12 protein-coding genes are annotated in these 13529 nt (G+C 71.7%); 8 read left to right on the plus strand and 4 right to left on the minus strand.

Annotated features, from left to right (window positions below; all coding sequences use genetic code 11):
• Window positions 1–330 (plus strand): non-reducing end alpha-L-arabinofuranosidase family hydrolase (locus ABZ646_RS08815; protein WP_360514710.1); only part of this gene is annotated, 330 nt, incomplete at its 5' end.
• Between the two features lie 299 nt (window positions 331–629).
• On the opposite strand, the gene ABZ646_RS08820 is transcribed toward ABZ646_RS08815, so the two are convergent.
• Together ABZ646_RS08820 and ABZ646_RS08825 are read right to left on the minus strand one after the other, a co-directional pair.
• Window positions 630–2327, minus strand: a complete 1698-nt coding sequence (locus tag ABZ646_RS08820; RefSeq protein ID WP_360514713.1) for an RICIN domain-containing protein — start codon at window positions 2325–2327, stop codon at window positions 630–632.
• A gap of 304 nt (window positions 2328–2631) precedes the next feature.
• A complete protein-coding gene (locus ABZ646_RS08825) occupies window positions 2632–3537 on the minus strand; it encodes a LysR family transcriptional regulator (RefSeq protein WP_360514716.1) in 906 nt (301 codons plus the stop codon).
• A 146-nt stretch (window positions 3538–3683) separates the two neighbouring features.
• Between ABZ646_RS08825 and ABZ646_RS08830 the strand changes: the two genes are divergently transcribed.
• Complete coding sequence (locus tag ABZ646_RS08830; RefSeq protein WP_360514719.1) at window positions 3684–4802, plus strand: PrpF domain-containing protein; 1119 nt, start codon at window positions 3684–3686, stop codon at window positions 4800–4802.
• Complete coding sequence (dctA, locus tag ABZ646_RS08835; protein WP_360514721.1) at window positions 4799–6196, plus strand: C4-dicarboxylate transporter DctA; 1398 nt, start codon at window positions 4799–4801, stop codon at window positions 6194–6196. Before ABZ646_RS08830 ends, dctA begins: the two co-directional genes overlap by 4 nt.
• A gap of 264 nt (window positions 6197–6460) precedes the next feature.
• On the opposite strand, the gene ABZ646_RS08840 is transcribed toward dctA, so the two are convergent.
• On the minus strand, window positions 6461–6889 hold the full coding sequence (locus ABZ646_RS08840; RefSeq protein WP_360514724.1) for a DUF5994 family protein: 429 nt from the start codon (window positions 6887–6889) through the stop codon (window positions 6461–6463).
• A 676-nt stretch (window positions 6890–7565) separates the two neighbouring features.
• On the opposite strand from ABZ646_RS08840, the gene ABZ646_RS08845 reads away from it, so the two are divergent.
• Entirely contained in the window at window positions 7566–8258 is a 693-nt protein-coding gene (locus ABZ646_RS08845; protein ID WP_360514727.1) for a hypothetical protein, read from the plus strand.
• Between the two features lie 36 nt (window positions 8259–8294).
• Here ABZ646_RS08845 and ABZ646_RS08850 read toward each other — a convergent pair whose 3' ends face one another.
• Window positions 8295–10025, minus strand: a complete 1731-nt coding sequence (locus tag ABZ646_RS08850; RefSeq protein WP_360514730.1) for a SpoIIE family protein phosphatase — start codon at window positions 10023–10025, stop codon at window positions 8295–8297.
• Between the two features lie 968 nt (window positions 10026–10993).
• On the opposite strand from ABZ646_RS08850, the gene ABZ646_RS08855 reads away from it, so the two are divergent.
• Genes ABZ646_RS08855 through ABZ646_RS08870 form a run of 4 tightly spaced genes read left to right on the plus strand, consistent with a single transcriptional unit; the run spans window position 10994 to window position 13412 of the window.
• Window positions 10994–11626, plus strand: a complete 633-nt coding sequence (locus ABZ646_RS08855; RefSeq protein ID WP_360514733.1) for an RNA polymerase sigma factor — start codon at window positions 10994–10996, stop codon at window positions 11624–11626.
• A complete protein-coding gene (locus ABZ646_RS08860; protein ID WP_360514736.1) occupies window positions 11623–12696 on the plus strand; it encodes a CU044_5270 family protein in 1074 nt (357 codons plus the stop codon). Before ABZ646_RS08855 ends, ABZ646_RS08860 begins: the two co-directional genes overlap by 4 nt.
• Window positions 12697–13044 (plus strand): hypothetical protein, encoded by a 348-nt coding sequence (locus ABZ646_RS08865; RefSeq protein WP_360514739.1) that lies wholly within the window; start codon window positions 12697–12699, stop codon window positions 13042–13044. It abuts the gene before it with no gap.
• A gap of 2 nt (window positions 13045–13046) precedes the next feature.
• Window positions 13047–13412 carry a hypothetical protein gene (locus tag ABZ646_RS08870; protein ID WP_360514742.1) on the plus strand — a complete coding sequence of 122 codons (366 nt, stop codon included), beginning with the start codon at window positions 13047–13049 and terminating at the stop codon, window positions 13410–13412.
• Window positions 13413–13529 lie beyond the last annotated feature (117 nt).

The following is a 13529-nucleotide window of genomic DNA, read 5'->3' on the forward strand; positions in this document are numbered from 1 at the left end:
GTCCAGGGGCAGAACCAGTACCTCATGATCGTCGAGGCTCGGGGTGCGACCGAGCAGCGTTTCTTCCGCTCGTTCACCGCCTCCAGCCTGAACGGTCCGTGGGCCCCGCAGGCCGCCACCGAGAGCAGCCCGTTCGCGGGCAAGGCCAACAGCGGTGCCACCTGGACCAACGACATCAGCCATGGTGACCTGGTCCGCACCGACCCCGACCAGACCATGACCGTCGACCCCTGCCACCTGCAGTTCCTCTACCAGGGCAAGTCCCCCACCGCGACCGGCCCCTACGACCGACTGCCGTGGCGGCCGGGCGTCCTCACCCTGCAGCGCTGACCGCTGCTTCCCCGCCTCGTCGAGGAACCCCAGCCGTGCGCCGGCCGGGGTTCCATGCGTTTGGGGACCAGACGGAGGCTCGGCGAGGCTTGTCGGGCTGATGGGTGGGCTCCTGGTCCTGCGCGGTGGGGGCGCCGGCGTCCCGGGCCGCATTCGCCTTCCGCCGCAGCGACGCATTCCTCGACCGGCGCCCGCACCGACGGCGGCATGGCCGACGCCGACCGGAGAAGTCCTCAGCCCGACGAAGACGACGAAATGCGCCCCCATCGAAGCGATGGGGGCGCATTCGTCGGCTTCGCCTACTTGAGCGGTGTACCGCCCGAGTTGTGGTACGCGATCGTCTTGTTGATCAGGTTTCCGCCGTCGGTCTCGACCGAGGTCTGTTCCTGCTGCCCCGGACCGAAGAACAGGCCGGCGATGTGCGCGTTCGCGACCTGGTCCATGTGTGCGAAGAACCAGTCCACCTTGTCGTCCTTGTAGTGGTTGAGGGTGTTGTTCTGCGCCATGTTGCCCACGGGGATCTGCCACAGGACCACCGGCTTGCCCACGGACTCGGCCATCGTCTTGTAGAACTGCAGCGCGGCGGCGGCCTTCTGGTCGGTCCAGAAGTGGTCACTGCCGCCGTGGGCCGGCTGCGCGTACCAGCCCGCGTCGCGGTCCGACACATCGGTGGCCAGGAAGTCGGCGTTCTTGGCCCCGAAGCTCTCGTAGGACTTGACGCAAGCCTGCGTGTTGGTCTCCCAGTCGAAGCAGGAGAGGTGCATCCCCACGGCGGTGTTCGGCGCGTACTTGTGCGCCATCGAGATCAGGCACTGGGCGAGTCCGGTGGCGCTGTTCTCCTGCGAACCGCAGTCCTTCGGGTTCGCGCTCGAGACCTGCGCGGGAACCTGGTGCGGATCGCCGAGCGACCGGACGTAGCCCCAGAAGTCGGGCTCCAGGTCGATCGCTTCCTGCGACGTGCCGATCTTCTGGAGGAAGAAACGGTAGTCGTTCAGGTAACGGGTCAGCAGGTCAACCCGGTTGATGGCCTTGACCTCGCCCGGACCGTCGCCCTCGCCCGCCGCGTCCCCGAGGTCGCGCAACGAGTACCAGGTCCAGAGCATCTTCTGCGGACGCGCGCTGCCCTTGTACGTCGCCTGGGACACCACGTCGTCCCGCCAGGTCACGTACGTGCCGGGCGCCGTGGTGCTGCCGTTCCAGCAGCCCCACCAGCCCGACCATCCGTCCTGGCATTTCGCTGCCGTGTAGTAGTCCGAGGAGGGCGCGGGCTGGCTGTGCACATAGGCGTACCGCACGTCGAACGGCGCCGCGGCCGCCGAGGCGTCGGACATCGAGCCGCCGATGAGCACCGTGCTGCTGCCCATGAAACGTGTCGTCGAGCTGCCGCCGGCGGCCACGGGAGACGGGGTGGACGACGGCGTGGACGACGGGTGCGAGCTGCTCGGAGCCGGGCTGGTGGGAACGCTGCTGCTCGGCGCGGTGGGCGTACCGGAGCCGCCGACGCTCCCGGCCGGGACGAGCTGCCACTGCTGATCGGCGCCGCCCCGGTCGCGGTTCTGGACGACACCGCTCCCGTCGGCCTTGGCGGCGTTGCGGACATCGACGGCCATGCCACTGAAGCGATTGACCAACCGCACGTAGCCGTCCGCCGACTTGGCCAGTTCGAACTGCTGGTTGGTGCCGTTCAGGTCTTTCCACTGCACGAGGGCGGAGCCGGCAGTCTTCGACCAGCCGAGGTCGTCCAGGACCTTGCCGGAGTTCCGGTTCTGCAGCCGGTAGTACCCGTCACCCGCGTCGATGAACCGCCACTGCTGGTTGGCGCCGCCGTGGCGCGTCCACTGCACCACCGCCGCGCCGTCGTTCCTGGCGGAGGCGCGGTCGTCCAGCACCTTGCCGCTGTTGCGGTTGACCAGCACGTACCACTTCTTCAGATCCAGGGTCTTCTGCTGCGCCGAAGCCTGGCTGACCACGACAGCCGAGCCGGCCACGACCACCATGGTGAGACCCGCCCAGAGGCCCCGGCGCGCGAGCAACCGACGGCCACGATGCTTCGGGCGGCCACCGCGCGCGCCGCCGTCGGCACGGTGGCCGCCGACGCGGGACGCCACCGATGACGTGGGTGGGCCGGGGACATGTCTGTGCTCTCGTTCCAGGGACACGCCTGTGCTCTCTTTCAGCCGTTGCATCTGACCGGACCACCTGGCCGGACAACACCGAGTGGTCCGAGAGGCCGAAAAGGTTGCCGCGAAGAGCCACAGAATTTTTTTCGCCTCGACCGTGACCGGTGGGCGTGGTTCGGTGTCAGAGGGTCCGGGCCGCAGCGGCGTCGCGGAGGAGTCCGGCGAAGGTCAGGGCGGCGGGGGTGAGCGAGTGGTCGGCCATGCGAACCAGGAGGATGCGGCGGACGGGGGCCGGCGGCTGGAGCGGCAGGACGTTCACGCCGGGTCGGATGCCCTCCAGGGCCAGGGTGGGAGCGAGGGCGACGCCGATGCCGGCGGCGACCATGGCCTGGGCCTCCTGGTAGTCGTGGGCCTCGTAGGCGATGTGGGGCTCGAAGCCTACGGCGCGGCAGCCGCGCACGAGGGCTTCGGCCACCGGGTGATGCTCGGCGCGGGTGATCCAGGAGTCGTCTGCGAAGTCGGCGAGTGAGGCGGTGTCACGGCCGGCGAGTGGATGGTGGTCGCTGACGAGAAGGGCCGGCGGGTCATCGAGGAGGGGGGTGATGACGATGTCCTCCCGGTCGATCCGGCTCCAGTCGTAGTCCCACATGAGGGACATCTCGATCTCCCGGTTCTCCAGCATCGTCCACAGCCCGGCGATGCGGGCGCTGCGGACGGTCAGCCGTACGTCGGGGTGGGCGTCCCGGAAGGCGATCACGGCCTGTGGGAGGAGCGAGGCGCCGACGGTGGGGAAGGTGCCGATGCGCAGGGTGCCCGCGCGCAGGCCGACGTGGTCGGCGAGTTCGTTCTCCGCGGCCTGCAGTTCGCGTTCGATCCGTTGCCCTCGTTCGGCCAGCGCCCGTCCGGCGTCGGTGAGGGTGACGCCCCGGGCATGGCGTTCCAGCAGAGGCTGCCCCGCCTCCGCTTCCAGGCGGCTGACCTGCTGCGACACCGCTGACGGGGTGTAGTTGAGAGCGCGGGCTGTCGCGGTCACCGAGCCGCGCCGGGCGACCTCCGTGAACAACAGGATGCGCCGGACGTCGAGCATGCCGCCACCTCCAGCGTTCACTTCAGCTTAATAGCTATCCAGTTTTCCGAGATTGTACTTCACGCTGCCGTAACCCACCGTGGAGGACACCACGCACGGCGAGACCGTCGGCGGGCTTCCCCATCCCTGGCTGTGAGGAGTCGGTTGTGCTGCGTCTGCAGGGCGAGATGATCCGCGGAGGAACCAGCAAGTGCTGGATCTTCGACCACCGCGACGTGGCCGCCACGGGCGTGGACGTCGATGCCCTCCTGCTCGCCGCCTTCAACGCCGCCGACCCCCGCCAGATCGACGGCGTGGGCGGAGCCTCCTCCACCACCTCCAAGGCCGCCGTCGTACAGGCGTCGACCGAGGCCGGCGTGGATGTCGAGTACGCCTTCGCACAGGTCGGGATCGGCGACGAGCGCGTGGAGTGGGCCAGCAACTGCGGCAACTGCGCCACCGCCGTGGCCCTGTACGCCGTCCACCACCGTCTCGTGCCGATCGAGTCGGACACCATCACCGTCCGCATGCTCAACGTCAACACCGGGGCCCGCCTCACCGGCACGATCCCCACCCCCGCGGGCACGGCCCCGGATGAGGGCACGGCCGTGGTCCCGGGTACCTCGGCGCCGGGCGTGCCGGTCCTGCTCGGGTTTCAGGACCCGGCGGGCTCGACGACCGGCCGCGCACTGCCGACCGGCCGGGCACTGGACGAGCTGACCGGCCCGGCCGGCCTTGTCGAGGCATCCCTGGTGGACGCCGGCGCGCCGGCCGCGCTGTTCGAGGCCAAGGCGTTCGGCCTCGACGGCACGGAATCCCTCACCGCGTTCGCCACCGCGGTCCCCGCGCTGACCCTGCTGCGCCGCCAGGCGGCGCTGGCCATGGGCCTGGCCCGCGAGGGCGATCCGGTCAGCCACGCGGTACCGAAAGTGGGGATCGTCGCCCGACCCGCCCCCTATCGCACCACACAGGGCATCCTCGTCAACCAGGACGAGTACGACCTGGCCGTGCGCATGGTCTCCATGCACGCCCCGCACCCGGCGATCGGCCTGACCTCCGCCGTGGCCCTGGCCACGGCCGCCACCACCCCCGGCACCCTCGCCCACCGCGTGGCCCGGCAGACCGCCGACGGCACGCTGCGCCTGGGCACCCCCGCCGGCGTGATCACCACCCGAGCCGTCCCCGCACCGGACGGCGCGTCCCCCACGGTGCTCCTGCACCGCGCCGCCCGGCGTATCGCCCGAGCCGAACTCCTCGTTCCCGTCCTGGAAGGACGCCCCGCATGAGCCGCAACGACGCCGCCCCGGGTACCGTCACCCCACCATCGGGCCGCATCCGCCGGATGCTGTCCCACCTCTACCTCCAGTGCCTGATCGCCGTCCTCCTCGGCGCCGCCGTGGGCGGGTTGTGGCCGTCCGTCGCCGCTGACCTCAAACCGCTCGGCGACGGCTTCATCGCGCTGGTGAAGATGTTCATCGCACCGATCATCTTCTGCACGGTCGTCCACGGCATCGCCTCCATGGGCAACGCCCGCGCGGTCGGCCGCGTGAGCCTGAAGGCTCTGGTCTACTTCGAGGTGCTGACCACCGTGGCCATGGTGATCGGCCTGGTCGTCGTCAACGTCGTCAAACCGGGCAGCGGTCTGCACATCGACCTCTCGACCCTGTCCACCAAGGGCCTGCCGCCGGAGGCGACCACGGCCCACGAGGGCTTCGCCGCCTTCCTCCTCGCCACCATCCCGGCCACCCTGGTCAGCGCCCTGACCGGCAACGAGATCCTGCCCGTGCTGCTGGTGTCGGTGCTGTTCGGATTCGGCCTGCACGCCAGCGGAGAGGCCGGCCTGGGCATAGCCCGGGGTGTCGAGAAGTTCTCCACGGTCCTGTTCACGCTCATCCGCTGGATCATGCGGCTGGCCCCCATCGGCGCGTTCGGCTCGATGGCCTTCACCATCGGCCACTACGGCCTGGGCACCCTGCGCCACCTGGCCCTGCTGGTCGGCTCGTTCTGGCTGACCGCCCTCTTCTTCGTCCTGGTCGTCCTCGGGACCGTGATGCGCCTGAACGGACTGCGGCTGCTGCCCTTCCTGCGCTACATCAAGGAAGAACTGCTGATCGTCCTGGGCACCTCCTCCACCGAGCCCGTCCTGCCGCGCATGATGGCCAAGCTCCAGCACGCGGGCGCCTCGAAACCGGTCGTCGGCATCACGCTGCCCGCCGGGTACTCCTTCAACCTCGACGGCACCGCCATCTACCTGACCATGGGCTCGGTCTTCCTCGCCCAGGCCCTCGGCATCCACCTCAGCCTCACCCAGCAGCTGGCCATGCTCGCCGTCATGCTTCTCACCTCCAAGGGCGCCGCGGGCGTCACCGGCTCCGGCTTCATCGCCCTGGCCGCCACCCTCAGCGCCATCCCGCACGTCCCGCCCGCCGCCCTGGCACTGATCTTCGGCGTCGACCGGTTCATGTCCGAAGCCCGCGCCCTGACCAGCCTGGTCGGCAACGGCGTCGCCACCCTGGCCGTCGCCCGCTGGGAGGGCGAGCTGGACGAGGACCGCGCGAAGGCCGTCCTGCGCGGAGAGATCCCCTACGCCCCCGCCCCCGCTCCCTCCGCCGTGACAGCCGAGCCCGATCCGACGCAGACACCGGTACCGACCCACGCCCCCGTCCCCGCAGCAAGCTGACGCCGCGGTCCTGACCGATCTCACCGCCGGGGCGGATGCAGGGGTGGGGAAGAAGACCGCCGGAAGAAGACCGCCGGAGAGATCGGCCGTGCGGCGGCGGTCAGGGTGCGAGAGCGAACACGCCCAGGACGTGGTCCTGCTCGTCGGTCACGGGAGACACGTCGAGGGTCTGACGCCTCGCGCCGACCGGCCGATGGATCGCGCGGTGAGGGGGAGCAGGACGGGACGGCCTGCCGCCACGGCTTCCGCCGGAGCCCGCGAACCTCATTCCTGCTCCCCTGCCGTGCCCCCGAGACGACCGGTGCGGGCGAGGGCCAGCATCCGCGTGGCGGTCAGCCGGTTCTCGGGGTCGTCGACCGCGGCCAGCAGCCGGGCGGCCGTTCCGGCGGGCTCCTCCGGCGGGACCACCAGAAGCACCCAGCGTCCCACGGTGTCGCAGTCCAGGGTGATGACGTGCGCCTCGCCTCCGGGACCAGTCGCCTCCACGGGGATCGCCCGGCCGGGCGCCATGACCGCGTGCGGGACGCCGGGCCATTCGGCGGGGTCGACGGCGACCCGTACCTCGGCGTCCGGGTCCGGTTCCAATGCGCCGACAAGCGAGGGCAGTTCGAGTTCCAGGGCGTCGCAGCGCGGCCACCATGCCCCGTCCAGCGGGCCGTGGCTGACATCCCGGGTGAGGGTCAGTCGGGGCATGGGCATGCGATACGTGTGCGCGTCGGCCGCGGACGCCCCTGCGCCCGGCGTTCTGCTGGTTCCCATCGTGCGGTCCCGTCCCGGGCGCCAGGAGAACGGCCGCGCCCGTTTCGTCACTCGCCGGGAACGGCACCGCCGACCGCGCTGCGCGAAATGCTCTCGGTGCGGTCAGGCTACTCCTGCTCGTGGAGCTGCGGACGGGGCCGGTCTTCCTGCTCCTGTATCGCTCACTCCTCTCGCTTCTCCTCCCGTCCCTCCGTCAGGCGAATACCCTCGTGTGCCGGCGGGACGGCGGCCCGGGGCCGGTGAGAGGTCCGGTACACGTTGATCAGGCCCCCGTCGGCCAGGTGGACGCAGGCGCCGGAGAGGTCCTCGTCGAGCCGCTGACCTCGGGACGGTTGTGCTCCACGGTCCCGTACAGGGACCGCGGGACCGCCTTCTGTACGTGCGTCACGCCGGGAGACGGTGCGGTGGCGGCTGCGCGCGTTTCCGCGCGGGCGTCCGAGTTTGCGAACGCTCCCCACCCCCGGTGACCGCCGGGCCGCCGGGGCGGGTCCGGCCGGGAGTACGGTGGGAGAGACCGAGGGCATACCGTGCACCGCCGCCGACACCGGTGCCGTTCTCGGCGATCGATGACGCCGGGCGGCCTTCGGTCGTGCCCGGGGCGGGGTTGCTCATGTCCGCGCACGCGTTCCTCCCGACGACCTTGGCCCTCCCCGCGCTCCAACCCGCACGAGGCAGGCCGCGCACGTTCCGGCCGGACTCGGCGAAGGCGGAGCGCCGCTCCTCGCCCGAGGTGGCGGAACGCGTCCGTCCGCTGACCCGTGGTCAGGTCGGGGACCGTCTACAGGAGCTGGGTGACCTGTACGCGGAGACCTCCGGCGGCGACGCGTGGGCGTGGAACCAGGCGCGGGCGGCTTTCCTACGGCGTCTCGCGGCCGACGCACGGCGCCCGGGGTTCTCGCTGCTGATCGCGGAGACCACGGCCCTGGCCGGATACGCCTACGGCTTCCCCACGGCCGACGCAGGTCCGTGGTGGGCCGGGGCCTGCGGACACCTGGGAGGGAGCCTGCTTCGCCGCGGCGCCCCCGGTGGGCTCTTCGTCGTCTCCGCAATCGTGGTGCCGCCTCGCGTGCGCCGGGAGTACAGGGACCAGGTCTGGAACCTCGCCCGGCGCCTGCAGCGGCGCCTGCTCGCCGACCACGGTGCCGCGCTCGGCGTCACGCTGGTAGACGCCCGGGACGCCAGGACGGTCGAAACCATGCGGTCCTGGGGCTGGCGGACCGCAGGAGACGACACCCTCCCGGCCATGCCGCCGACCGTACCGCCCGGCCCCTTCCGCGTTCTGGTGCTGGCTCCGGGGACTTGAGCGGCCACCCCGTCATGGATCACGCCTCGGCTCCGGTCAGGGCAGGCGCAGGGCGAGAAGGGCGATGTCGTCGGTGCTGCCGGGCGGCACCCGGGCCGCCAGCTGATCACACAGCGTGTCCAGCGGCTCGTGGGCGAACGTGAGGGCCTGGCGGCGCAGTCGGCCGAGCCCGGCGTCCAAGTCACTGCCGGGGGACTCGATCAGGCCGTCGGTGTAGAGCAGGAGCGTGGACCCCGGCGGCAGGGCGTGGGCGGCGCTCGGCCGACGGCTGCTGCCGCCCAGGTCGGTCCCGAGGATCAGTCCCTGCCCGGCTTCGAGGTACTGCGCGTTCCCGTCGGGGGTCAGCAGCAGGGGCGGCGGGTGCCCGGCACTCGTCCAACGCAGTGTCCAGGGGCCGGTGTCCGGGCCTTCCACCCGGGCGAGGACGAGGGTGGCCATCGGCACGGTCGTGATGGCGTGCATGGCGTCGTCGAGGCGGTCCACGACCGCACCGGTCGGCTCGGAATGGTCCCAGGCTAGGGAGCGCAGGATGCCGTGCAACTGCGCCATACCGGCCGCGGCGGTCAGATCGTGGCCGACCACGTCGCCGATGACCAGGGCGAGCGTGGCGTCCCTCAGCGTGAACGCGTCGTACCAGTCGCCGCCGACCTGCGAGCCGGCCGGAGCGGGCTGGTACCGGGCCGCCAGCTGGATCCGACCGTGCTCGGGCAGCGGGGGGAGGAGGTTGCGTTGCATGGCCTCGGCGACCGCGCGCTGCTGGCCGAACCGGCGGGCGTTGTCGATGACCAGGCCGACCCGGCGCCCGATGTCGCTCACCACCTCCAGATCGCCGGTGTCGAAGGGCCGTGCCGCGTCGACGCGCACCAGGGTCAGGGCACCGGTGACCTGCAGTCCGCTCCCCAGCGGCACCGTGATGACGGAGGCCGCGCCAGTTGCTCTGAGGAAGGCGCCGTGGACGGCGGCCAGCGGAGAGTCGGACGGTGCGTCCAGGCCCGCCCGCTCCTGCAGAACGGGACCGCCTCCGTTCAGCACCTGAACCAGGGGCGGGCACGCCTCCCCGGCCGGAGGCAGATGACCTCGCCAGTCCTCCTGCCCGGCATCACGGCCCTCAGGGCCAGTCACCGCCACTCGCTGCACCTGACGGGATCCCACCCGCAGGTCGACCGCGGCCCAGTCGGCGAGGCGGGGAACCAGGAGCCGGCTCAAGCGGGCGAGAGCCTCGTCGACTTCCAGGGTCTGACCGAGCACGTCGGTGATCTCCGCGACAAGCGTCAACCGCTCGGCGAGGTTCTCCAGAGCGCTCGTACGAGCGGCTCGTTCCGCCTGGTCCCCCCGCTCCGACTGCTCCAGACGTTCCGCCCGCTCCGCGAGTTCCCCACGGGCACGGTGGTCCGCCCCGGTCTCGACGATCAGCACGACCATGCCGGGGGAGACGCCGGAGACACCGTCGTCCGTCAGAGGCGTGGCCGACCAGGAGATCGGGATCAGCCGTCCGTCGCCCCGCAGACACCTGTCGTCGTCCCCGCGTGCCGAACGCCCCTCAGCCAGCGCCCGCAGCAGCGGGCAGTGCTCTCGCGGGACGAGGGCGCCTCCCGGGTCCCGATGGCACAGGTCATGCAGGTCCTGCCCGTACACCACCGCCGCCGGGCGGCCCAGCAGCCGCTCGGCGGCCGGGTTGACCGCGACGATCCGCCCAGCCGGGTCGATCACGGCAACGGCCGTTCCCAGCTGCTCCACCACCTGCTGCCACAGACCTGGCACCACCACCGACAGCCCCCTCTCGTGCTCTCCGCCGGACCTCAAGCCCTGATCGCGCCGCCGTCCTTGCCGCGCCAGCCACACCGCTGCCCGGGGCCCCGGGCAGCCGGGCCGCAGAGGCGTCGGTGCCCCGATGGTCCCTCGCCGAGTACCCGGCCGCACGGCCGACACGACAGCGCCTCCGCGGCAACGCGGTACGACCACTCCGGCCGGGCCTGTCACTGCCGGCACGGACCGCACCGGCCGTGGCGTCGGCGGTGCGCTGATGGCCGGGAACGCCGTGGTCGGCCGGGGCAGGCACAGGCGCGAAGCGCGGAGGTCGTGCTGCCCCGATTCCCCTGGCCGGGTTCGCGACCGGTGACGGCCTGGTCGGGGGGCGGAGAGGGTGATGCGGGCGGTGGCCGACTGGCTCCCGGGCAGCTGACTGCACGGTGCCGGGTACCACTTTGCGGGTATCGGCCCCCGCTCCGGGAGCCCATCGGGTCCCGGAGCGGACGGGCCCGCCACACGACGGACAGCACACAGGCCCGGGTCTCTGACCTGGGCCTTCCCCATGGAGCGGGTGACGAGAACCGAACTCGCGCTCTCAGCCTGGGAAGCGACGGCGCTTGAGCAGCCGCGTGGCTTGTGACCAGGTCTGATGTGGCGTGTGTGCGGCTGGGACCGCACCACTGTTCACCGTGGTTGTCCGGTCTTGTGGGCACGCTGTGGGCACGAGCCCGTAGCTCCGAGGCGCGCGATATCGCCGAGGCGTCGGCTTGCGGACGCACACTCCCGGGCGCGGGAGTCCTGGCCCGCGCCCGCGCCCCGGGCGCCGCCGTGCACTTCGGCTCCCTGCGCTTCGCCCACCGCACCGCTCACCGAACGGCAACACTGGGGCTCTGCTGGTAGCCGCCGCGGGGGTCAGTGCGACCTGCGTGACGTAGCTCACTGGAACTCATGTACGCCGACCGGCAGTTCAAGAGGTGACCACAGATATGCGAACCCGGGTGCGCAACGGGGATCCGGACGCCTTCGCGGCACTCTTCGACGAGTGTGCCCGCACGGTGTACAACCACGCCTTCCGGCTGACCGCCGACTGGTCGCTGGCCGAGGACGTCATGTCGACCACCTTCATGGAGGCGTGGCGCCGCCGTGCCTCGGTCGAAGCCGAGGGGGGCTCGCTGCGGCCGTGGCTGCTGGGCATCGCCACCAACGTCGCCCGCTCCCACCACCGCAGCAACCGCCGCTACCGCAACGCGGCAAACGCCGCGGCCGCCGCGAACGCCGCCGGGGAACAGATCGAGGACCACGCCGAGGAGACCGCCGGACGCGTGGACGACCGGCGCCGGCTCAACGCCGCCCTGGCCGCCCTCAGCCTCCTCAAGCGCCCCGAGCGCGAGGTCCTGACGCTGTGCCTGTACGAGGGGATGGAGTACGCCGAAGCGGCCCGCGCCCTCGGCATCCCGGTCGGCACCGTCCGCTCCCGCCTCTCCCGCGCCCGCACCCGACTGCGAAAACTCGCCGACGCACAACTGCTCCAAGAAAAACGGGAACCCACCCGCACGAACCGGCAGATAACAGGTGATCGCGGATACGCGGTCCGGTCCGTACAGGAAGGAAACCGATGAACGCCAGCCCCTCCCACCAGCCCCACCCGGCTGAGTGGACGGAGACGCAGGGTCTGCTGCCCTCCGCAGAGCGGGATCTGCCGGCGGGCCGTCACCAGTTGCACAAGGAGCAGATGATGGCCCGGATCCACGAAGACCTCCGCACCGCCACCGCCACCCCCGTCGCGCCCGTGAAGCGCCCCAACCCGTTCCTGCGCCGTACGGTCCTGCTGCCCGCCATGGCCTTCACCCTGGCCGGCGCGGTCGTGGGCGGCCTCGCCCTCACCGGCGGCGGCGCGGATCACGGCAAGACCGCCCTGGCCACCGGCCCCGCCCTGACCACCCAGGTCGGCACCGCCGACGCCACGGGTGCCCCCGAGCTCCTCGACCGCATCTCCCTGGCCGCTGCCGACACCTCCGTGCCCACCCCGCACCAGGGCCAGTACGTCTACATCGCCTCGAAGGTCGCCAGCACCTACTACCGGGAGGACGGCGACGACTCCAAGGTGGTCAGTGACAAGCTGCACTCCCGCCAGGTCTGGAGCTCCCTCGACGGCAAGGACGGCTGGCTGATCGAGGCCGGCCAGACCGGTGACAACGGCATCACCCTGGCGAGCAAGGTCCCGTCGGCCGGCGCCTACGACACCCTGGCCGAGCTGCCCACCGACCCCGATGCGCTGCTGCGGCGGATCTACCGTGAGTCGGACGCCCACCGGGACGCCGAAGTCCCACGCGACCAGGCCGCCTTCGTCGCCATCGGCGACCTGCTGACGGAGAGCTACCCGCCCGCCAAGGTCGGCGCCGCCCTCTACAAGGCCGCGGCCAAGATCCCCGGGGTCGTCGCGGTGGACGACGCGACCGACGCCACGGGCCGGCACGGAATCGCGATCGCCCGCGAGAACCCCGCCGACGGCGAGCGCACCGAGTGGATCTTCGACAAGAAGAGCCTGCGGTTCCTCGGCGAGCGCACCGTCGTGGTCAAGAAGGTGACGGACAGCCAGTTCAAGGTGGGCACCGTCACCTTCACCAGCGCGATCACAGACCGCAGCATCGTCGACGCCAACAAGCAGATCCCCGGGCAGGCGAGCTGAATGCGGGACGGAACAACGACCGCCGCCTCGCTGGCCGCCCTGCTGCTGGCAGGGCTGACGACGGGCGTGTCGGTGGCGGCCACCGGCTCCGGTCTCGGCGTGCGGACGGAGTCGGCGGCCACGGTCATGGCGCCGGGCGGCTCCGCCCCCGGCGCGCGGGCGGCGGGCCCCTCCGCCCCGGCAGCCCGGTACGTCACCCGCCTCACCGGTGTCCGGGGCGCCCCGGACGCCCGGGGCCGGGTGACGGGTGTACGGCAGGCACCGGGCGGTGAGCACGTCCCGGTGTCGGTGCGCGGCGCCGACGGCGACCAGCACGTCGTCCCCGCCGCCGCGGCACGCTCCCGCTGATCGTGTCGTACGAGGGCAAACCCACCCAGCGCAGCAGCACACAGCAGTCGCTGGTCACGGACGCGGACGCCACCGTGCGCCGGGAGCTGCCCAGTGTGGCCGGCGCCGCGCTCACCGTGCCCAAGGCCGGTGCCGACGACGCCTGGCGAACCCTCCCGAAGGAGCAGGGGGTCGCCCGGTTCTGGCTGGACGGCCGGTTCAAGGCGTCGGCGGACGAAGCCGGCGGGACGGCCTGGAAGGTGGGCGGCGGCGTCGCGCAGATCGGCGCCCGGCCGCCTGGGCCGCCGGATACGACGGCAAGGGCGTCAAGGTCGCCCTCCTGGACACCGGTGTCGACACCATCCACCCGGACCTCGCCTCGGTGGTGACGGCGTCGAAGGACTTCAGCGGCCAGGCCGTTGCCGGGCAAGAAGGTGAGGAGGGGAAGCTGCGGTCTTTCAGCCTCGGAGCGGCCAAGATCGAGTAAAGGACGCTCGTTCAACTGT

This window comes from Streptomyces sp. NPDC007162, assembly GCF_040634175.1.
Taxonomy (GTDB): domain Bacteria; phylum Actinomycetota; class Actinomycetes; order Streptomycetales; family Streptomycetaceae; genus Streptomyces.

Coding starts and splice junctions, on each gene's coding strand:
- ABZ646_RS08820 (WP_360514713.1), bottom strand. CDS start 2,327: ATGGTGGTCGTGGCCGGCTCGGCTGTCGTGGTCAGCCAGGCTTCGGCG.
- ABZ646_RS08825 (WP_360514716.1), bottom strand. CDS start 3,537: ATGCTCGACGTCCGGCGCATCCTGTTGTTCACGGAGGTCGCCCGGCGC.
- dctA (WP_360514721.1), top strand. CDS start 4,799: ATGAGCCGCAACGACGCCGCCCCGGGTACCGTCACCCCACCATCGGGC.
- ABZ646_RS08840 (WP_360514724.1), bottom strand. CDS start 6,889: ATGCCCCGACTGACCCTCACCCGGGATGTCAGCCACGGCCCGCTGGAC.
- ABZ646_RS08845 (WP_360514727.1), top strand. CDS start 7,566: ATGTCCGCGCACGCGTTCCTCCCGACGACCTTGGCCCTCCCCGCGCTC.
- ABZ646_RS08855 (WP_360514733.1), top strand. CDS start 10,994: ATGCGAACCCGGGTGCGCAACGGGGATCCGGACGCCTTCGCGGCACTC.
- ABZ646_RS08860 (WP_360514736.1), top strand. CDS start 11,623: ATGAACGCCAGCCCCTCCCACCAGCCCCACCCGGCTGAGTGGACGGAG.
- ABZ646_RS08865 (WP_360514739.1), top strand. CDS start 12,697: ATGCGGGACGGAACAACGACCGCCGCCTCGCTGGCCGCCCTGCTGCTG.